General features: G+C 35.7%; 22 protein-coding genes. 11 read left to right on the top strand and 11 right to left on the bottom strand.

The window, feature by feature from the left end:
• Positions 1-2 precede the first annotated feature (2 nt).
• Positions 3-434 carry a thiol-disulfide oxidoreductase DCC family protein gene (locus B0X80_RS10490; protein ID WP_077340095.1) on the top strand — a complete coding sequence of 144 codons (432 nt, stop codon included), beginning with the start codon at positions 3-5 and terminating at the stop codon, positions 432-434.
• Entirely contained in the window at positions 400-1,161 is a 762-nt protein-coding gene (locus B0X80_RS10485) for an SDR family NAD(P)-dependent oxidoreductase (RefSeq protein ID WP_077340093.1), read from the top strand. The genes B0X80_RS10490 and B0X80_RS10485 overlap by 35 nt, the downstream gene beginning before the upstream one ends.
• Positions 1,162-1,201: 40 nt before the next feature.
• On the opposite strand, the gene B0X80_RS10480 is transcribed toward B0X80_RS10485, so the two are convergent.
• From B0X80_RS10480 to B0X80_RS10470, 3 genes are all read right to left on the bottom strand, one after another.
• Positions 1,202-1,417 (bottom strand): TIGR02450 family Trp-rich protein, encoded by a 216-nt coding sequence (locus tag B0X80_RS10480; protein ID WP_077340091.1) that lies wholly within the window; start codon positions 1,415-1,417, stop codon positions 1,202-1,204.
• A 95-nt stretch (positions 1,418-1,512) separates the two neighbouring features.
• Positions 1,513-1,980, bottom strand: coding sequence for a CIA30 family protein (locus B0X80_RS10475; protein WP_077340089.1), 468 nt, complete (start codon positions 1,978-1,980; stop codon positions 1,513-1,515).
• On the bottom strand, positions 1,967-2,242 hold the full coding sequence (locus B0X80_RS10470) for a DUF3081 family protein (RefSeq protein WP_077340087.1): 276 nt from the start codon (positions 2,240-2,242) through the stop codon (positions 1,967-1,969). Before B0X80_RS10470 ends, B0X80_RS10475 begins: the two co-directional genes overlap by 14 nt.
• Positions 2,243-2,447: 205 nt before the next feature.
• Between B0X80_RS10470 and B0X80_RS10465 the strand changes: the two genes are divergently transcribed.
• Entirely contained in the window at positions 2,448-2,969 is a 522-nt protein-coding gene (locus tag B0X80_RS10465) for a hypothetical protein (RefSeq protein ID WP_077340085.1), read from the top strand.
• A 307-nt stretch (positions 2,970-3,276) separates the two neighbouring features.
• Here the strand turns inward: B0X80_RS10465 and B0X80_RS10460 are convergent, their stop codons facing one another.
• Positions 3,277-3,777: a lactoylglutathione lyase family protein gene (locus B0X80_RS10460; RefSeq protein WP_077340083.1), complete on the bottom strand. Its 501-nt coding sequence runs from the start codon at positions 3,775-3,777 to the stop codon at positions 3,277-3,279.
• Positions 3,778-3,872: 95 nt separating this feature from the next.
• Here B0X80_RS10460 and B0X80_RS10455 point away from each other — a divergent pair, with 95 nt between their 5' ends.
• From B0X80_RS10455 to B0X80_RS10440, 4 genes are all read left to right on the top strand, one after another.
• The gene (locus B0X80_RS10455) at positions 3,873-4,748 is read left to right on the top strand and encodes a LysR family transcriptional regulator (protein ID WP_077340081.1); all 876 of its coding nucleotides are present in this window, start codon (positions 3,873-3,875) and stop codon (positions 4,746-4,748) included.
• A gap of 281 nt (positions 4,749-5,029) precedes the next feature.
• On the top strand, positions 5,030-6,004 hold the full coding sequence (locus B0X80_RS10450; RefSeq protein WP_077340079.1) for a DUF1852 domain-containing protein: 975 nt from the start codon (positions 5,030-5,032) through the stop codon (positions 6,002-6,004).
• A 70-nt stretch (positions 6,005-6,074) separates the two neighbouring features.
• A complete protein-coding gene (locus tag B0X80_RS10445; RefSeq protein ID WP_077340077.1) occupies positions 6,075-7,133 on the top strand; it encodes a methionine synthase in 1,059 nt (352 codons plus the stop codon).
• 189 nt (positions 7,134-7,322) lie between these two features.
• The gene (locus B0X80_RS10440; protein WP_077340075.1) at positions 7,323-8,153 is read left to right on the top strand and encodes a sulfite exporter TauE/SafE family protein; all 831 of its coding nucleotides are present in this window, start codon (positions 7,323-7,325) and stop codon (positions 8,151-8,153) included.
• Positions 8,154-8,295: 142 nt separating this feature from the next.
• Here the strand turns inward: B0X80_RS10440 and B0X80_RS10435 are convergent, their stop codons facing one another.
• From B0X80_RS10435 to B0X80_RS10425, 3 genes are all read right to left on the bottom strand, one after another.
• Positions 8,296-8,688 carry an MmcQ/YjbR family DNA-binding protein gene (locus B0X80_RS10435; RefSeq protein ID WP_077340073.1) on the bottom strand — a complete coding sequence of 131 codons (393 nt, stop codon included), beginning with the start codon at positions 8,686-8,688 and terminating at the stop codon, positions 8,296-8,298.
• A gap of 63 nt (positions 8,689-8,751) precedes the next feature.
• A complete protein-coding gene (gene feoB / locus B0X80_RS10430; protein ID WP_077340071.1) occupies positions 8,752-10,944 on the bottom strand; it encodes a ferrous iron transport protein B in 2,193 nt (730 codons plus the stop codon).
• The gene (locus tag B0X80_RS10425) at positions 10,941-11,171 is read right to left on the bottom strand and encodes a FeoA family protein (protein WP_076419420.1); all 231 of its coding nucleotides are present in this window, start codon (positions 11,169-11,171) and stop codon (positions 10,941-10,943) included. The genes feoB and B0X80_RS10425 overlap by 4 nt, the downstream gene beginning before the upstream one ends.
• A gap of 214 nt (positions 11,172-11,385) precedes the next feature.
• Here B0X80_RS10425 and B0X80_RS10420 point away from each other — a divergent pair, with 214 nt between their 5' ends.
• Complete coding sequence (locus B0X80_RS10420) at positions 11,386-12,639, top strand: S1 family peptidase (protein WP_076419421.1); 1,254 nt, start codon at positions 11,386-11,388, stop codon at positions 12,637-12,639.
• Positions 12,630-13,589 carry an FHA domain-containing protein gene (locus B0X80_RS10415; protein WP_077340069.1) on the top strand — a complete coding sequence of 320 codons (960 nt, stop codon included), beginning with the start codon at positions 12,630-12,632 and terminating at the stop codon, positions 13,587-13,589. The genes B0X80_RS10420 and B0X80_RS10415 overlap by 10 nt, the downstream gene beginning before the upstream one ends.
• Before the next feature lie 79 nt (positions 13,590-13,668).
• On the opposite strand, the gene trpS is transcribed toward B0X80_RS10415, so the two are convergent.
• Entirely contained in the window at positions 13,669-14,673 is a 1,005-nt protein-coding gene (gene trpS, locus B0X80_RS10410) for a tryptophan--tRNA ligase (RefSeq protein WP_077340067.1), read from the bottom strand.
• A 40-nt stretch (positions 14,674-14,713) separates the two neighbouring features.
• The gene (gene rpe, locus B0X80_RS10405) at positions 14,714-15,385 is read right to left on the bottom strand and encodes a ribulose-phosphate 3-epimerase (protein WP_077340065.1); all 672 of its coding nucleotides are present in this window, start codon (positions 15,383-15,385) and stop codon (positions 14,714-14,716) included.
• A gap of 328 nt (positions 15,386-15,713) precedes the next feature.
• On the opposite strand from rpe, the gene B0X80_RS10400 reads away from it, so the two are divergent.
• The gene (locus B0X80_RS10400; RefSeq protein ID WP_077340063.1) at positions 15,714-16,382 is read left to right on the top strand and encodes a TorF family putative porin; all 669 of its coding nucleotides are present in this window, start codon (positions 15,714-15,716) and stop codon (positions 16,380-16,382) included.
• Positions 16,383-16,501: 119 nt separating this feature from the next.
• Entirely contained in the window at positions 16,502-16,696 is a 195-nt protein-coding gene (locus B0X80_RS10395) for a DUF2970 domain-containing protein (RefSeq protein ID WP_077340061.1), read from the top strand.
• Here B0X80_RS10395 and B0X80_RS10390 read toward each other — a convergent pair.
• Together B0X80_RS10390 and B0X80_RS10385 are read right to left on the bottom strand one after the other, a co-directional pair.
• On the bottom strand, positions 16,693-17,538 hold the full coding sequence (locus tag B0X80_RS10390) for a Dam family site-specific DNA-(adenine-N6)-methyltransferase (protein ID WP_077340059.1): 846 nt from the start codon (positions 17,536-17,538) through the stop codon (positions 16,693-16,695). The genes B0X80_RS10395 and B0X80_RS10390 overlap by 4 nt on opposite strands.
• A gap of 44 nt (positions 17,539-17,582) precedes the next feature.
• On the bottom strand, positions 17,583-19,004 hold the full coding sequence (locus tag B0X80_RS10385) for an SPOR domain-containing protein (protein ID WP_077340057.1): 1,422 nt from the start codon (positions 19,002-19,004) through the stop codon (positions 17,583-17,585).
• Between the last annotated feature and the right edge of the window lie 30 nt (positions 19,005-19,034).

Raw genomic sequence — 19,034 nt, 5'->3', positions numbered from 1 at the left:
TAATGAATAACCAACTCACTATTTTTTACGACGGAACCTGCCCTTTATGTAATTTAGAAATGCAAAAACTCAAGCAATTTGATAATAACAATCGCATTGTATTAGTTAATTTACATCAAGAAAATTTTACAACTGACTTCCCTAATATTGAGCCTGATAAGGCGATGAAAATACTACACGGCGAATACCAAGGGAAAATACTAAAGGCACTCGACGTAACACATAGAGCTTGGACATTAGTAGGAAGAGGCACCTTCGTAGCACCTTTACAGTTGCCTATTATTAAACAGTTAGCTCATGGTATTTATTTAATATTGGCTAAATACCGCCACCCGATTTCTAATTTTTTATATCAACGTTTCGGTATAGGTAACAACATTTGTATTGAAGGAGTGTGTCATGCAAAATCAAACCATAGTCATCATAGGCGCTAATAGCGAAATAGCAAAAGCTCTAACGCTAGAAATAATTTCAAACAGTAAAAACGATGACAATACTCAACTCATTGTTATCAGCCGCAATGTTGAGTTTTATCGGCAAGAACACTTTCATCAATTACCGTCAGCTTGCGTAAATAGCATTGCAGTAACAGCTTACTCTGAAGATGAAATAAGCCATGCGGTAAAAAAGGTAGACTTAATTGCAAGGTTTGAAATAACCAAGGTATTTGTTTGTCATGGTGTTTTACATGATCAGCAATGCCAACCAGAAAAACGTTTAGAAGACTTTTCTCCTGAAGCTTTCACACGAATATTAACCGCAAACACGATAACACCTATGTTATGGCTAAAACATTTAACCCCTGTGCTCTGCGGAAGTCATGATTGTAAAATAGTGGTATTCACCGCCAGAGTAGGCAGCATAAGTGATAATAAGCTAGGTGGTTGGTACAGTTACCGAGCCTCAAAAGCCGCAATGAATATGCTACTTACTTCAGCAGCGGTAGAACTTGCCAGAAGAGCCAAAAACATTAAACTTATTTCTTTTCATCCTGGAACGACCGATAGCCCGCTTTCAAAGCCTTTTCAAAAAAACGTACCTGAAGGTAAATTATTTACCAGCGAATTTGTAGCTAAACAATTACTTATGATTGTTGGAAATACGGCAATAGATGGCGAAGCAAGCTACCTAGACTGGCAAGGAAAAAACATACCTTGGTAAATCTTAATTTTAGTTAACCTCTGTATCAATAAAGCAGCCGCTATTGCCAGCCCTGCTTCCAGCATTGGTTATCCTTTAAATCTCGCCAGTTAATGGCGTATTCATTTTTAGATATAACGGCTTCAATTTTACATTCAACAATACGTTGTTCATCATCAACATCTACCTTAGTAATCATAAAATGCTTTTCTTTATTTTCTACTTCAACTTTAGTCCACTTACTGTGTAATAAAGACTTTGGGCTTACTTTATTCATATTAAATATTCTCTTATGAGCTTAACTTATGACCTTAATTCTTGCCTTCATTTACGACTTTAAACCAAGCAACATTGATTCATGTAACTCTAGTATTATTTAAAGACAATGGAGTGAATAGCCAATGAAAAATGACTACGCTGCTTGGCTGAAACTAAAAATCCAACATGGGTAATAACGTGTGCCTGTAATAATGGCGCACTCTTTATTGAACGCCCCCTAAAAGACGCTTCAAAATCAGCTAATGTAAAACACTGTGTTTCTACAGTATTTATCTTCGTTTTAAACGCTATTTTATAGGCAAGATTGTAGCCCATAACTTCGCTTCGAATTCTTAGCTGATAAGTATTACCATCTCCGACTATACGAATATGAATTGATTTTATATCTTTTGAAAGTGTAGAGACTTTTGTAAACGCACTGGTAAAACCGCCATTGTTTTCAGTTGAAATTGTGCCTGAAAAAACGGGGAAATTATTGCTTAGCGTTACATGGCCTTGAGACAGCCCGCCCATAACACCATCGTTAGTAACGTCCCAATCATTAAAGCTATGTTCTGTCATGATTTGTTGTAAACTCTTTTTCACTTTTTTCAATCAATAAATAAAATTCCTTTAGCGTTGTTTCTTCCTGATAATCAAACGAAAAACGATTATGAAAATATAAAGTCATCGTGAGATCTTTATAGCCGAGATAACAAGTATATCCGTCAAAGTCATACCAAGCAGTAAGCTTACCTAAATAAAGCCGCCCCTCTCGGTTAATTCCATTAGTGATTACGTGATTAAAAACATAAAGATATTGAGATGTATTTATAGTAGACATTACCGACCCAGTTTAGCGTTTCAAATGAATTCTACATAAAATAGGTAGAAAATAAGTTTCAAAGATTAATACGTATCAATATGGAGAATAGTTCAGTCATACTATAAACACGTAACAAATGATGTTCATGATAAAAAATAGTGAGCTAAACTTAATATTCAAACGTATGGTTAATTATTATGGTAATAAATAACAGGACACTTACATGAGAGTTTTCTTCTTAGCCCTTTTAGTATTAATAGTAACAGGGTGTAGCAGTACTTATTCAAATCAACAAATTACAGGAAAAACCTTCCCTTCAGTAACGGGACAAAACCTTGAAAAAAAACAAGTACGTATTCCAAAAGATTTTAATGGCGACTTCACTTTATTACTTGTTGGTTATAAACAAAATTCACAATTTGATATTGATAGATGGCTAATCGGTTTAGACATGACAGAAACTACAGTAGATGTTTATGAAATACCTACCATACAAGGCTTATTCCCTCGTATGTTCAGTACGATGATAGATAACGGTATGCGCAAAGGTATCCCTAAAGACCTTTGGAAAGGCGTAATTACCGTATATGAAGATGGTGAAAAGGTTCAAATATTTACGGGTAATGAAAACCCTAACAATGCCAGAGTATTATTGTTAGATAAAAATGGGATTATTGTATATTTTTATGATGAGGGGTTTTCCGTAGCTGCATTAAATCAGGTAAAAAGCTTTTTAACACCTTAATTTAAATAACCAGAACTCGGTTTAATAGCCCCTAATAAATTGAAATACAATAAGAAATATTTTTTAGCCTCTAGCTTGCTAGTTTTTCTTAATTGAAGGCAACTTTCGCGTCAATGCTCCTCTATGCAAGTAAATTTAATACGGAAGTTAGGGCAAATAGCTGCTAGATAAGTGTTGATTAAAACGAATTCATGTTAAATAAAGCAACACAAGGATGTGGTTTGATGAAGCAATCACATAATATACCCGTTACCACTGAAACCTGCATCTTGAATGGCTACGGGTATATATTTCATCAATATTTAATTTAGTAAGCACCCGCTGCATAAGTTAATTCATAACTATGGCTGTAAATTTCAAGAATATTACCAAACGGGTCTTCCATATAAATCATGCGGTATGGTTTTTCATTAGGATAGTAGTAACGTGGTTCAGACATCCTCTTTTTACCACCAGCAGCAACAATTTTCTCAACAAGATCTTCCAAATTTGGATCTTGAACACAAAAATGAAAAACACCTGTTTTCCAATATTCAAAATTATTCTCTCGACTCTCTTGGTTTTTAAATTCAAATAGCTCAACTCCTACTCTGTCACCTGTCGACATATGAGCAATTTTAAATTTCTCCCAATTGGCGCCAAATACATCTGTACACATTTCGCCTATTGGGCTGTCATCTTCTTCGATAACGGTAGGTTGCATAATTAAGTACCAGCCCAGTACTTCGGTATAAAATTTTACAGCTTCTTCAACACTAGGTACTGAGATACCGATATGTGAGAATGTTCGTGGGTATGCTTTGCTCATAATAACTTCCTTAATTAGTTTTGATGTGCAAAGTGTACGCCTGATGATAAAGTATGAAAAATTATCAATATTAATAATTATGAGTATATTTTGTAATGATAAATCCTAACTGGCTTAAAACATTCTGTACCCTAGTGAATATAGGGCACTTTACCAAAACGGCTGAATGGTTATTTATGACACAATCAGGGGTTAGTCAGCACATTAAAAAATTAGAACAACAACTTGATACGCCACTACTTATTAGGGATGGAAAATCTTTTTCATTAACCTCTGCGGGAGAAAAGCTATATCAGCAAGGTAAATACTTACTCAATAACTTAACTGAACTTGAAGCATCTATTAAATTAGATGACCCCTTTTCAGGTACCGTAAAAATCGCCTCTCCTGGTAGCATAGGTTTAAAGTTATATCCCTATTTATTAGATATTCAGCAGCAACACACAAACCTAGTTATTGATTATACTTTTGCGCCAAACTGCGATATTGAAGAAAAAATAGCCGAACGAAAAATTGATATGGGTTTATTAACAAAGTTTAGTAAAATCCCAAATATAGTGTGTAAAAAAATAGCGGTAGAACCTTTAGTTTTAGTTACCTCAAATAAGGTAACCTCAATAAGTTGGCAAAAATTAATAGACATAGGTTTTATTGCTCATCCTGATGCAGCTCATCATGCACAGTTACTATTAAGTAAAAATTTTTCTGCATTTGAACATATTGAACAATTTCAACGTAAAGGTTTTTCTAATCAAATAAGCTTGATATTAGAACCCGTTAGCCGTGGCATCGGTTTTACAATTTTACCCTTACATGCGGTTAATGCTTTTCATAAACAACTTGATATTCGTATACATCAGCTTGAACATTCTGTGGGGGAGTCGTTATATCTTTGCCATAATAAACAGTCTTTCGAAACTAAGCGGAATAAGTATATAAAATCTATTATTTACGAATTTATTAAAGAATAAGTTACTGATCTTGATTATAAGTATACTCATTGAACGCCCCTCTATCTGACGTGTCATCTAGCTCTGAAGAATTCCTCCATCTGCTACAAATAACTACATTATTTTAACAGTCTTTCAGTACGCTGCCATAAAAAACCATGAGGTATATTCATAGTTCAATGAAATAAGATCAATATTATTCATGTAACCTCTGAGTATAAAATACACCTAACTCTTAACGATAAACAAATAAGAGAAATAGATTTAGTTTTTTATCTCAGACAATTGGATACCAGATCACAATGAATAACGATTTCACCTTTACTATTAAAAGCATTTGTCTCGATGAAGATTACCGTCCATCAGACAATACACGTATTACAACCAACTTTGCTAATTTGGCGAGAGGAAATCACCGCCAAGCGAACTTACGCAACGCATTAAAAATGATCGACAATAGTTTTAATGCCTTAGCCCATTGGGATAATCCAAAAGGCGATCGTTATTCTGTTGAACTTGAAATTGTTTCCGTTGATATAGATATTGCCGGCACTGGTCAAGCATTCCCATCCATTGAAGTATTGAAAACAAACGTTGTTGATCATAAAACTAACAAACGCATTGAGGGCATAGTAGGTAACAACTTCTCCTCTTATATACGTGATTACGATTTTAGCGTATTACTACAGGCTCATAATAAAGGTCAGTCTCAATTTAGTATTCCAGATAATTTTGGTGATCTACATGGAAAACTATTCCAGTCTTTTTTAAATTCAGACGCTTACAAACAAAACTTCAAAAAAACACCCGTTATATGCCTAAGTGTTTCAGATAACAAAACCTATCATCGCACTGAAAATCAGCATCCTGTATTAGGTGTTGAATATCAGCCAAATGAATCTTCGTTAACTGAGCTATATTTCAAGAAAATGGGCTTACAGGTTCGTTACTTTATGCCGCCAAACAGTGTTGCACCTTTAGCTTTTTATTTTTTAGGTGACTTATTGAATGATTACACGAGCCTTGAGCTAATAAGCACCATTAGCACAATGGGAACCTTTCAAAAAATCTATCGACCAGAAATTTATAATGCGAATGCCGCAGCAGGAAAGTCTTATCAGCCAAACTTGAAAAACCAAGATCATTCATTAACCCAAATTGTTTATGACAGAGAAGAACGTAGCCGATTAGGTAACGAGCAAGGAAAGTTTGCTGAAGAGCACTTCATCAAACCATACCAAACAGTGCTGGAACAGTGGTCTGCGAGTTACGCTTAGCGGTCAGACTACATAACCCTATTTAATTCACTAAGCTCAATAATCAAAAAAATACACGGCATTATTTATTATGAAAACACTTATTAGCAAAAACCTTACTAACCAAACATTACTACCTACTTCAACGGCTGGTAGTTTACCTAAACCTGCTTGGCTTGCAGAACCAGAAACACTTTGGTCACCATGGAAATTGCAAGATGAAGAATTAACTGAAGGTAAACATGACGCTTTACGTTTGTCACTACAAGATCAACAACAAGCCGGTATCGATATCGTTAGTGATGGTGAACAAACACGCCAGCATTTTGTAACAACCTTTATTGAGCACCTTAACGGCGTTGATTTTGAAAAGCGTAAAACCGTTAAAATTCGTGATCGCTATGATGCCAGTGTACCAACCGTTGTTGGCCCAGTTAGTCGACAAAAATCAGTGTTTGTTGAAGACGCCAAGTTTTTACGCCAACAAACCAAGCAGCCCATAAAATGGGCTTTGCCGGGACCGATGACAATGATAGATACGCTTTATGATGATCATTACAAGAGTCGCGAAAAGCTCGCTTGGGAATTTGCCATCATATTGAATCAAGAAGCCAAAGAGTTAGAGGCTGCAGGTGTTGATATTATTCAATTTGATGAACCTGCTTTTAATGTATTTTTTGATGACGTGAATAAGTGGGGAATTGCCTGTTTAGAAAGAGCAATTGAAGGACTAAAATGCGAAACAGCTGTGCATATTTGTTACGGCTATGGCATTAAAGCCAATACCGATTGGAAAAAAACATTGGGATCTGAGTGGCGACAATATGAAGAAGCGTTCCCTAAGCTGCAAAAATCTAACATCGATATTATCTCGCTCGAATGTCACAACTCTCATGTGCCAATAGAGTTACTTGAACTTATTCGCGGTAAAAAAGTGATGGTAGGTGCTATTGATGTTGCAAGCAATACCATTGAAACACCAGAAGAAGTCGCCAACACTTTACGTGAAGCACTTAAATATGTGGATGCCGATAAGCTCTATCCTTGCACCAACTGTGGCATGGCTCCTTTATCTCGTGAAGTGGCAAGAGGTAAACTCAATGCCTTAAATGCCGGCGCAGAAATCGTTAGAAAAGAACTTTTAGCCTAACAATCACCCATATAATGAGTGTGTTAAAGCGTCGTAGTAGGGTCACTTTAATCATCACATTAATAAACGACAAGTCTATCAATGTGATGACTCGTCGTTTATCTTTATATTTAGCATGATAAAAGGCTTTAGCTCCCTAAAAAATGAATAACAAAGTCTTTCTCGATTATTAAAAATTAGAAGTAGTTAATGAACATCATTGAATTTATAACAAATAATATCCCCACTTTTTTAACCTTGGTTACCACAGGAATATTCGCCGGTATTTTAGCTGGCTTATTAGGTGTAGGCGGCGGTATTGTTATAGTGCCTGTGCTATTTTTTTTATTTCAGAGCTTTGGCGTGTCACCAGAATCTGCAATGCTGGTGGCTACAGCAACATCACTCGCTACCATAGTACCAACGTCTGTTAGTTCAATTCGTTCTCACCACCAAAAAGGTAATGTAGATTTTGCTCTACTAAAACGTTGGGCACCATTTATTCTTATTGGCGTGTTGGCTGGCAGTTTTCTGGTAACCCGCGTTGAAGGCACCCTGCTCACTCTATTGTTTGGTGTGATAGCTACTTTATCTGCGTTAAACATGTTATTTAGAACGGGGAAGTCAGCTTTGTTTCAGCAACTGCCTAATACAGCAGGACAAACAGTCATGGGCACATCCATTGGATTTTTCAGCTCTATGGTCGGGATCGGTGGTGGCACTATTTCGGTACCATTACTCACTCTATATAACTACCCAGCTCACAAGGCAGTTGGTACCGCTGCTGCTATAGGGTTAATTATTTCGCTGCCAGGTGCACTAACTATGTTAGTGATGGGCAGCACACCATCCGACGCACCAGCGGGAACATTTGGTTTAGTTAACCTAATAGGGTTCATTTGTATTGTGCCACTAACCGTATTATTCGCACCTTTAGGCGCTGCACTTGCTGCTAAATTGGATGCTGCAAAACTGAAAAAGATTTTTGCCTTGGTATTGCTGTTAACTGGCATACGTATGCTGGCACAAGTCGTTTTATAAGCTATATAATTTATATTAAAAATGGTGATTAAAAATCAAAGCTGAAATTATTGCCCATAACCATAACGCACCATCAACTTAATCAATAGCGACTTAGTATTTACAACAAAGTACTTGATCGAGTTTAGGCGACTCTAGCCTATTATATTTTGAGAAGAAGAGACTGCTGATCTTGTTTACTCATATTATTTACCACGAGCATAAACGAATTATCAATCATGCGTTCTATTTCACCTTGTGGAATAGAACCATCAAGAATAATCGTATTCCAATGGCGCTTATTCATATGATATCCGGGAATGACAGAAGGAAAAATATCACGCAGCATAATTGCTTCTTCACTATCGCATTTTAAGTTAACGCAATAATGTCCTGCCATTTTACTTCCTACATCCTTCTCTGTGCCTTTACCCAAAGAAAGGGTTGCAAACATTTTATGTTTTACGCGATAAACCTCTACATCATCCCCAAATGGATAATATAGAGCAGCTTCTGCTTTACTTAATAAGTACTTTTTTACTTGCTGGTTATTCACTGGTAACTCCTTTTGCAAAGCCGCTCTAATAGCCATTAATTAATAGTATTGGCATACGGCATATCAATAGTAAGTCACCAGCGTTGGAATTGTTAATATATTTTTTCCAAAACGTTTTAAACCAAAATAAATACTCAAAAATACAAGCGTTATGACCGACAAGATAATAAATGAAGACATTGGCGTTTGTATAAAAGTTGCCACTTGATAACTTGCCGTTGCTGACAAATAAGCTAAGCTAAAACTCCACGAAGCAGCAAAAACAGCCCAACGTGTACCCACTTCATTCTTAATCGCCCCCATTGCAGCCGCACAAGGTGTATAAAGTAAAATAAAGAGTAAATAGCTGAATGCCCCTATTTTACCTGCAAAAGCCGCTTGCATAATTGTAATAGTGCTTTCTTCTACTCCTTGTTCTTGGGCCGCAACTTCAACAGTAGAAACATCTCCAATATCTGTGCCTAGCGGATCGTCAGCCTTTATACCTTGTAAATTATCACTAATACTTGTTGTAGCTTGTTGCCATATATCACTGAACGTTCCGGGGTGCTCAGGCTCGCTAGAGGGTGATGAATACAAGCTATTAAAAGTTGCGACGAGTGCTTCTTTTGCAAATAGCCCGGTAATAATACCAACACTTGCTTGCCAGTTATCCTCTTTAACTCCCATTGGCGCTAATAACGGTGTTACAACCTGAGCACTTCGGCTTAATAAAGAGTCTTGCGTGTCGTGATGACCAAACTCACCATCCGTTCCTAATGAATTAAAAAAGTTTAAAATACATACTACAACTACAATGGTTTTACCTGCACCTAACACAAAAGAACGAGTACGTTGCCATACACGTTTTAATAAAAAAGATAATTTAGGCCATTCATATAAAGGTAATTCCATAATATTGATAGAATTACTTCCCATTAAAATGGTTTTTTTAAGCATTAATCCTGTAAATAAAGCTGCCGCAATACCAATAAGATAAAGTAAAAATACGATGTTTTGACCCGAATCAGGAAAAAATGCAGCGGCGAATAAAGCATAAACAGGTAACCGCGCTCCACAAGACATAAACGGCGACATCATTACCGTGGTAATGCGTTCACGTTCGTTATCTAAAATACGAGCAGACATTACCGCAGGTACTGTACAGCCAAACCCCACTATTAAGGGGACAAAAGCTTTACCAGGTAAACCAATTTTTTGCATCGCGCTATCAACAACAAACGCTGCTCTTGCTAAATATCCACTGCTTTCAAGTAACGACAAACCAATAAACAAACAAGCAATAACAGGAATAAAGGTAGCAACCGTTTGAATACCTAAACCAATACCGCCAACAATGGTTGTTAACCAAGCGGGTAAATCAAAGCTATTGAGGAAGTGAAGAGGATAATCTACAAATATTGCTCCAGCTAAAATATCAAAAAAATCAATAAATGCGCTGCCAACATTAATGGCAAACATAAACAATAAATACATCATCCCCAGAAAAAATGGTACGCCAAGCACAGGGTGCAACATCCATCGATCAACTTTATTACTAAAGCTCGTGTTTTCTGTTGGTAATATAGTTACCTCAGTAAGCACTTCTTGAATAAAAGTATATCTTGCCTGCATAACAGCTAAAGCTTGTTTATCATTAGACTGACACGAGCCGCCATTCGAGCAACTTCTACGCTCTAACGTCAATGGAATATCTTTATTATTAGCTAGTTCGTTAGCTAACTCATCAGGTAAAGTTAATACATGCTGATTTCGTCGTTGTTTAGGTATTTGTTGTAATGCTTTTTTAAGGGCTTGCCCTGCATTTTTACCCGTACTGTTTTCACTAACAACCGGACAACCGAGTTGGATAGAGAGTTTAGCTAGGTCAATATTTTCAGCTTCTTTTCGATCGCTCTTATTAAGTACCACCACCATTGGTAGGCCTAATTCAAGTAGCTGCGTTGTTAAATACAGTTGTCTTTTAAGCTGAGTCACATCGACTACATTAATCAAACAATCAATAGGTTGTTCTTTAAGAAAGTTTTGGGTAACAGATAAGTCTTTTCCTTGCTGATTACGCTGAGTAAGCGAACTAACGCCTGGCAAATCAGTTAATAATGTAGGCTTTCCATTAAAGTTACATGTTTTTTGTTTTGACGAAACAGTGACCCCAGTCCAATTGCCAGTTTTTTGTTTCGCTCCAGTTAATGCATTAAACAATGTGCTTTTACCCGAATTGGCAAAGCCCACTAATGCAAAGTTTTGTTCTATCATGTATTTAACAACTCAATTTTTATTTGATTAGCTATTTCACGTGGTAAACACATTTTTGTGCCATGTAAGTAAAAAGCAAGTGGACCATTAAAAGGTGCTTTGTGTGCTAATGAAATATCTGTTTTTAAGGCGAACCCCTGCTCAATAAGTTGTGCACTTAAAGTAAAATTGTCAGGTAAAAAACAAATACGAGCTGGTTTATTAATGGGTAATTCAGATAAAGTCATATGAGCCACAAGTAAACGATAATAGTTATCATTTAATAATACTAAAACCGAGGTAATGCTACAACTTAATAAATAAATCCTTACAACTTATTTGCTTTAATAAACACTAAAGCATGTTGTACACAAAATAAAATCGTTATATTTAACGGGATAATGGATGACAATTTATTTAACAGTGGCACAATAGAAAAGAGATTAACGATAAGGATTATAAATGAAAGGTATTATCGCCTTACTACTTATAGCAACAAGCAGTATATGTAATGCAACAGAACAAGCAGAAGCTATTTTCAAACAACTTGCTCCCTCTTTGTATCAAATTAGATTAATTGATAAAGCCAGCGGAGAAAAATCATCTATCGGTTCCGGTTTTCAAATTACAAGTGATGGCTTAATAGCGACTAATTATCATGTAATTTCAGGTTATGCACGCCACCCAAGTAAATACAGAATAGAATATTTAGATAACAAAGGAAATAAGGGCAACCTCGAATTAAAAAGCGTAGAAGTTATTAACGATTTAGCGCTAGTAAAGCGTAAAGTCGCTACTGAAATGCCCTTCTTTGTTATTTCTGAATCAACACCTACCAAAGGTGAAGAGTTATTTTCGTTAGGTAATCCACACGACTTGGGCATGATAGTTGTGCCTGGCACATACAATGGATTAAAAAAAGAATCGTTTAACGACCGTATTCATTTTACTGGTTCAGTAAATTCAGGCATGAGTGGTGGCCCTGTAGTAAATGCTCAAACAGAAGTTGTAGGCATTAACGTAGCCACCTCGGGTAATCAAATTGGCTTTTTAGTACCTCACGATAAATTAATATCACTCTTTAATGCTTATAAAATTGCGCCACCAGAAAATATAGAACAACAAATGCTAGCGCAGCTATCAAAAAATCAAGAAAAGCTTATTTCAACCATACTTGCTAGTGAATGGGAACTAAAACAGCTGGGTGAAAGTTTGATCCCTACTGTTAATGTACCTTTTATTAAGTGCTGGGGAGACTCTAATGCAGATAAACCCGATGCACTTATTTTAACGGCTGTAGCAAATTGTACTTTAGAAGAAAATACTTACCTCTCTTCGCATTTCTTTACCGGTTTTTTAGAAATGGAATATAGATATATGCAGGCAAAAGAACTTAGCGACACTAAGTTTTATACCTTGTACGAACAACAAATTAAAAGAGCAGGACCTGCAAATAAAGCAACAAAAGAAGATGTTACCGAATTTCAATGCCAGCACGATATTGTAATGCCACCTCATCAAGGCATTAAAAATAAAACCATATTTTGCACTCGAGCATACAAAGACTTTCCAGGATTATTCGATATATTATATTTAGCTGCATCTATTGATAAAAACGACCGCGCTTTATTAAGCCACTTTACCGTAGCAGGAGTTACTCAAGATTCAGCCATGGCATTTACGAAGAAGTTTATGGAGTCTGTTACATGGAAATAATCATTGAAGAAATCAGTAAAGGTCATAAGCTGATTGGCAGACATAAGTTTTCTCAACCTTCTCTAAACATCGGTAGGGGTTACCAAAACGATATTATTATATCGGATCCTCATGTATGTGCTGACCATCTAAATTTCAATTTTGATGGTGAAGCATGGTTTGTATCAGACGCTGACACCATTAATGGAAGCTTTTTAGAAGACAGTAAGCAGGTAATAAACAACCACAAGATAAAATCTGGTGATGTTATTTCATTGGGTAAAAGTCAAATACGTGTGTATTTTCCTAATCATCCTATTGAGGACACAGCAACTTTTAGTCCATTTGAAAACTTAATTAATATCGCAAGGCATCCTGCAACTATAGCCTTTAGTATTGCCCTATTTGCTTTTGTTACTGGCTTTATTTTTTACTTAAATAACGGTAAAGAAGTAACCTTCACTCAGTTACTTGTGCCTGCCATAAGCATGACTTTAATGTTTGCTTTATGGCCGGCGGCTATTTCTGTTGTATCGCATCTAACAAAACATGATGCACGTATTACCAGCCAATTAGGTATTTGCTTTATCTTTTTCAATTTAATGTGGGTGAGTGACATTATTGAACGTTTTGTTCAGTTTAACGTATCAAGCCAATGGCCGTTAATGTGGCTAGTTTCAATTGTACCTATTGGCTTAGCTTTTTGTTTATTTTGGTTTAACTGTAGTATTGGTTTTCATACAACCGAACGCAGACGCATGGTTATTTCAATTGGATTAACAGTGTTATTGTATGGCGGAACAGAGTTAATCCAACTAAGTAAAAAGCCTGAATTTAATCCGCTTCCACAATATAACGCTACGCTAATGACACCCAACTTTAATATAACCGCTAGTTCAAGTGTTGATGAATTTGTTGCAGATAGTACAAAGTTATTTGAAAAAGCGACTAAAGAGATAGATAAAGACTAAACGACGTTGTAAATCAGAAATTAAAAAGACCACGTAAACTGAGTTTACGTGGTCTTTTTAATAAACTTGAATAAAATCACTACGGGCGAGGAATAAAACCCACAGCGTCATAAACAGATTTAAGTACTGTTTGTGCATGTGCTGAAGCTTTTTCAGCCCCTTTACGCATAACTGCATCTAAGAATGCTTGATCATTTCTATACTGATGGTACTTCTCTTGTATTGGCTCTAATAAAGTAACTACAGCCTCAGCAACATCTCCTTTTAAGTGACCATACATTTTATCAGTATATTCAGGTACTAACGACTCCACCGTTTTACCTGTGCAGCAAGATAATAAAGATAGTAAGTTAGAAACACCTGGTTTTTCAGCAACGTCAAAATAAATATTCGCTTGTTCGTCAGAGTCTGTCATCGCTCGTTTGATTTTTTTCGCTACTTTTTTAGGTTCTTCAAGCAAGCCAATAAAATTACTTGGATTATTATCTGATTTAGACATTTTTTTAGTCGGCTCTTGTAAGCTCATTACACGAGCACCAAATTCAGGAATGAACGGATCAGGTACAGTAAATATTTCACCATGAATATTATTAAAGCGTGTTGCAATATCTCGTGCTAACTCTAAGTGCTGTTTTTGATCATCACCTACAGGAACTCTATCCGCGTTATACAATAAAATGTCTGCGGCCATTAATACAGGATAAGTAAACAACCCTGAGTTCATATGGGCTTCAGATTTTTGCGACTTATCTTTATACTGAGTCATTCTGTTTAACTCACCCATTTGAGTGTAACAATTAAGTACCCAACTCAGTTGCGCATGTTCTGGAACATGCGATTGAATGAATATAGTACTTTTATCAGGATCAACGCCACAAGCTAAATATAACGCTAAGCCATCAAGCGTTGCTTTACGAAGTGCTTCAGGATCTGGACGAACAGTAATAGCATGTTGATTAACCAGCATATAAAAACATTCGTGGCTATCTTGCATATTAACCCACTGTTTTAAAGCCCCTAAATAATTACCAATAGTTAATTCACCTGACGGTTGGCAGCCACTTAATACAATAGGTTTACTCATGGTTTTCCTTTATTTATTTAATAATATTTAAATTTACAGGTTATGATTTAACTTTTGATAACTCTGTTCGCAGCTCATCAATAGCTACTTTATAATTAGGTTGTGAAAAAATAGCACTACCAGCAACAAACATATCAGCACCTGCCGCTGCTATATCAGCAATGTTCTTGCTATTAACTCCACCGTCTACTTCAAGCCTTATATCTCTACCGCTTTCAGTGATTTTTTGTTTAACATGTTTAATTTTATCAATGGTCGTAGGTATAAATTTTTGCCCACCAAAACCAGGATTAACTGACATTAATAAAATAACGTCTACTTTATCCATAATATAATCTAAACAGTTTAAAGGCGTAGCAGGGTTTAAAACTACACCGGCTTTACATCCTAAATCTTTTATTAACTGTAATGTTCTATCAACATGATCGGTTGCTTCAGGATGGAAAGTAATGATATCGGCTCCTGCTTTAGCAAAAGCAGGAATTAAACTATCAACAGGCTTAATCATTAAGTGCACATCAATAGGAGCTTTAATACCAAATGTTCTTAATGCTTCACAAATCATTGGGCCAAAAGTTAAATTAGGAACAAAGTGATTATCCATAACATCAAAGTGGATAACATCTGCCCCTGCATCTAATACCGCTGAAACATCATCTCCTAAACGAGCAAAATCTGCCGAAAGGATAGAGGGAGCAATTAAAAAAGACATAGAGAAATCCTTCAAATAAAATCAGCGCTACTTTATAACAAAGCTTCTAATTTTTCCATTGTTGTAAGTATTAATCATTAGCTTATTACAAACAGATCTTAGTTAGAGATTCGCTAATCCCCATTTGTCTTCCCAAAATAACGTGAACACTCATGGTGCACAGCAGTGCTCAGTCGCACCATAAAAGTTCAAACCACAAAAAAAACAAGACCTACTTAATTTTAAAAAACACAACAAACCATTGATATAATTAAATTTAGTAAATATTTAACATTTAGGCATTTATATTGCTCTGTAGTTATTAAATAAAAACATTAGGGAAATAAACATGAAAAAAACACTTTTATCAATCGCACTTAGTGCAACAGTAGCAACTTCTGCATTTGTTTCTACACAAGCTTCAGCTGTTGAAGGTTTATCTGCAAATATTGGAGCAACTTCAAACTACTTATGGCGCGGTATCACTCAATCAGGTGATGATTCAGCGATTTCTGGTGGTATTGATTATGCTGCAGAATCAGGTTTTTACGCAGGTACTTGGGCGTCAAGCTTAGGTGGAGGCACAACAGAAGTTGATTTGTATGCGGGTTACGGCTTTGAATCAAATGGCATAAGCTATGACTTTGGTTACATCTTCTACGGATATGACCAATCTCAAGGTTCTAATGGCGATTCTGACTTCGGTGAAATTTACGCTTCTCTAGGTATTGATGCGTTTTCTTTTGGTGTTTCTATATTAGCTCACGCAGAATGGGATGAAGATTTTGCTGATGATGTATACTACACAGCAGATTATGCATTAGATATTGATGGCCTTGAAGTAGGTTTCCACGCTGGTTACTATGATACTGAAACTGACTATGATGCTGGTAATATTTACGATGGATATGACTTAGGTGTTAGCGCATCTAAAAACGGTTTTACTTTTGGCGTTAACAAACACGAAAACACAAATACAAGCGTTTATGTTTCTTACGCTGTAGATTTTGACTTATAAAATATAGTTAACACTCATTTACAAGTAAAATAACCTTTAAAAGCCTAAATTATATTTAGGCTTTTTTTTCGCCTATTTTTACCCTATTCTAAAGTACCTAGGTAAAAGGAGTAAGCGTTATGAATATTGATGAGAATAGCTTTAAAGATACCGCAAAAAGTGTAGGTGCTGCATTTATAGGTGTACAAAGTGAAGCAAACAGAAAGAAAGACTTTACTCAAGGGAAGTTCAGTCACTTTGTAATTGCAGGCGTTATCGGGGTCGCGTTATTTATAGGTGTATTGTTATTGATAGTATCATTCATTTTACCCTAGTTTTTAATATGATTAACTTTAGGTAAATGATACAAAGCAAGTAATTCAGATGCTTTCTTTCGTCCTCCACCTTTTTGACTGATTGTACGAGCAACTTGAATAGATTTAATTTGATTAGCATGCTCGTAAATTTTTCTGGTCCAAATAGTGTCATGATTACTAATTAGCACACTCGTGTTTACTTTCTTAATAATTTCTTCGGCGGCATTAGCTAAATCAGCTTGCTCATCTAACCCAAAACCGTTGCCAGAATAGCTAGTAAAACTCGCCGTAGTACTTAATGGTACATATGGGGGATCACAATAAATCACATCATTGTTTTCGGCGTTATCTATGATCTTTCGGTAACCTTGGCAGACAAATTTAGCTTTAGCAGATTTTTCTGAAAAGTATTCAAGCTCCTCTCGCGGAAAATAAGGCTTTTTATACTTACCGAAGGGCACATTATAACCGCCAGACTTGTTGTATCGGCAGAGGCCATTGTAGCCATGCCTATTCATGTATAAAAACAAAAGAGAGCGATAGTATGTATCGCTTGTGCTATTAAATTCTTTTCTTAAATGATAATAAGCTTCAGCAACATTATTAGATTGATTAAATAACCGAGAGGCGTCTTCAATAAACTTGACGGGTGTATGTTGTACAATTTTATATAGATTAATTAAATCTGCATTAATATCATTGAGAAGGTACTCATCATAATCGCTATTTAAAAAAACAGAACCAGCACCTACAAAGGGTTCTATTAAGCGTTTACCATCCGGTAATATTTTATTGATGGTATCAGACAGTGTATATTTACCGCCTGCCCATTTAAGGAACGCTCTATGTTTAATTTTCATCTAAATATTTAATAGCTAACACTTTTGGAGAGGCGGGATTGTAACTAATTATCTAGGTTGTTGTATAGGCTGATTTCATTATTCACCGCTTGAACTGATTTTATCCAAGGCCCTCTTTGACGAAGTGCTTGGGGTAATTCATTAATTGCGGTTTTAGCGTCAGCGTTTGTATTATAAATGCGTGTTGTAACTATATGTGAAACAGCGCCTTTTAGTTTTCTCGAGTAACCGTAAAGTTCACTATTTTTATAAGTATTTAAGAACGATTTAAATCCTGCTATTTTTTCAAAACTCGCCAATTGAATCACATAACCTTGAGGATTTTTTTGATAATACTCTTTATTACCGTGACTTTCAGTAATATTCCTCTTCTCTATATCACTTACCGGTGTAGAATTTATAACAACGTTATCTTTACTTTTATTCTCTTTTATTAATATTTGCTTAACTAATAAGTCAGCTTGATTTTCAGTAGGTTGACTTACCATCGTATCTTTTTCGGTTATTGAAATCACCGTATCTTCAGGAGGTTGTCTTAAAACCTCATTAACAGGAGTTACAGAAAGTTTTTCTACTACTTCGCTGTTATCTTCACTCTCTGTAATATTCACAGGAGTGCTTCCTATTAATAACTCAAAAACCTCTTGGGGTGATGCAACAACATGTTCGCTTTCTTTACCTGATAAATTCGTTTCTAACTTTGGTAGTTTTACTGCTACAAATTCTTTTTTGTATTCATCTATATTATTAGACTGTTCAACGATAATCTCATTAGATGGAGTTTCATTGCCACTCTCTAAAAAAATCCCCTTCATCATAATAAAACTAAAAATAACTGCGCCAATAAGTAACGTAATAAGTACTATAAACAGCTTACTAAAAGTCCAAGGTGAATCTTTTTTGAAAAAAGATGAGCTTAAACCAATAAGCTGTCCATTTTCAGCCAATAAAATTGATACTTTATTATCAAATAAGTGTTTATTTTCAGATAGGTTAATTGCGGCTTGCACCCTACCTAACAATAATACATTAATCGTTTTATTGAGCTTTTTAGCTATTTCAGCTAATTGACAAAGTTCATGAGTAAGCTGTAAAGATAATGATTCTGCATTGGCAATAACAATGGTTATCGCTTCATTTTTTGCTTCAGATAATTTAACCACATTAACGGAAAGGGGTTGTTCCGGATCAAATAAAGTATTACCAAACAATTGTTCGATAATACGGCACCTTATTTGAATATCATTTAATTTTGAGGAAATAGAAACAAAGGCAGCATTGTGATCTTTTGACAATGAACCGAGAAATTCATTACCCACATTAGCATAAACATCAGGATCATTATCAATAACAAGCACTGCATGTTTGGAGAATCTTAAAATATAGTCTATTCGTGCGTTTACACTTATTGTTGTAACACTTTGACGTTCATCGAACGTTTTTATTGTACTTTCAACTGAAGACATACCATTCTCTTAAACTATGTTCGCTAAACT

The organism is Pseudocolwellia agarivorans (assembly GCF_002000085.1).
GTDB lineage: Bacteria > Pseudomonadota > Gammaproteobacteria > Enterobacterales > Alteromonadaceae > Pseudocolwellia > Pseudocolwellia agarivorans.
The sequence above is the reverse complement of the archived record's forward strand: the minus strand, read 5'-3'. Positions and strand labels throughout refer to the sequence as shown.

Bases quoted from the DNA above. Each gene is read 5' to 3' on its own strand.
- B0X80_RS10490 (WP_077340095.1), top strand. From the start codon at position 3: ATGAATAACCAACTCACTATTTTTTACGACGGAACCTGCCCTTTATGT.
- B0X80_RS10485 (WP_077340093.1), top strand. From the start codon at position 400: ATGCAAAATCAAACCATAGTCATCATAGGCGCTAATAGCGAAATAGCA.
- B0X80_RS10480 (WP_077340091.1), bottom strand. From the start codon at position 1,417: ATGAATAAAGTAAGCCCAAAGTCTTTATTACACAGTAAGTGGACTAAA.
- B0X80_RS10475 (WP_077340089.1), bottom strand. From the start codon at position 1,980: ATGACAGAACATAGCTTTAATGATTGGGACGTTACTAACGATGGTGTT.
- B0X80_RS10470 (WP_077340087.1), bottom strand. From the start codon at position 2,242: ATGTCTACTATAAATACATCTCAATATCTTTATGTTTTTAATCACGTA.
- B0X80_RS10465 (WP_077340085.1), top strand. From the start codon at position 2,448: ATGAGAGTTTTCTTCTTAGCCCTTTTAGTATTAATAGTAACAGGGTGT.
- B0X80_RS10460 (WP_077340083.1), bottom strand. From the start codon at position 3,777: ATGAGCAAAGCATACCCACGAACATTCTCACATATCGGTATCTCAGTA.
- B0X80_RS10455 (WP_077340081.1), top strand. From the start codon at position 3,873: ATGATAAATCCTAACTGGCTTAAAACATTCTGTACCCTAGTGAATATA.
- B0X80_RS10450 (WP_077340079.1), top strand. From the start codon at position 5,030: ATGAATAACGATTTCACCTTTACTATTAAAAGCATTTGTCTCGATGAA.
- B0X80_RS10445 (WP_077340077.1), top strand. From the start codon at position 6,075: ATGAAAACACTTATTAGCAAAAACCTTACTAACCAAACATTACTACCT.
- B0X80_RS10440 (WP_077340075.1), top strand. From the start codon at position 7,323: ATGAACATCATTGAATTTATAACAAATAATATCCCCACTTTTTTAACC.
- feoB (WP_077340071.1), bottom strand. From the start codon at position 10,944: ATGATAGAACAAAACTTTGCATTAGTGGGCTTTGCCAATTCGGGTAAA.
- B0X80_RS10425 (WP_076419420.1), bottom strand. From the start codon at position 11,171: ATGACTTTATCTGAATTACCCATTAATAAACCAGCTCGTATTTGTTTT.
- B0X80_RS10420 (WP_076419421.1), top strand. From the start codon at position 11,386: ATGAAAGGTATTATCGCCTTACTACTTATAGCAACAAGCAGTATATGT.
- B0X80_RS10415 (WP_077340069.1), top strand. From the start codon at position 12,630: ATGGAAATAATCATTGAAGAAATCAGTAAAGGTCATAAGCTGATTGGC.
- trpS (WP_077340067.1), bottom strand. From the start codon at position 14,673: ATGAGTAAACCTATTGTATTAAGTGGCTGCCAACCGTCAGGTGAATTA.
- rpe (WP_077340065.1), bottom strand. From the start codon at position 15,385: ATGTCTTTTTTAATTGCTCCCTCTATCCTTTCGGCAGATTTTGCTCGT.
- B0X80_RS10400 (WP_077340063.1), top strand. From the start codon at position 15,714: ATGAAAAAAACACTTTTATCAATCGCACTTAGTGCAACAGTAGCAACT.
- B0X80_RS10395 (WP_077340061.1), top strand. From the start codon at position 16,502: ATGAATATTGATGAGAATAGCTTTAAAGATACCGCAAAAAGTGTAGGT.
- B0X80_RS10390 (WP_077340059.1), bottom strand. From the start codon at position 17,538: ATGAAAATTAAACATAGAGCGTTCCTTAAATGGGCAGGCGGTAAATAT.
- B0X80_RS10385 (WP_077340057.1), bottom strand. From the start codon at position 19,004: ATGTCTTCAGTTGAAAGTACAATAAAAACGTTCGATGAACGTCAAAGT.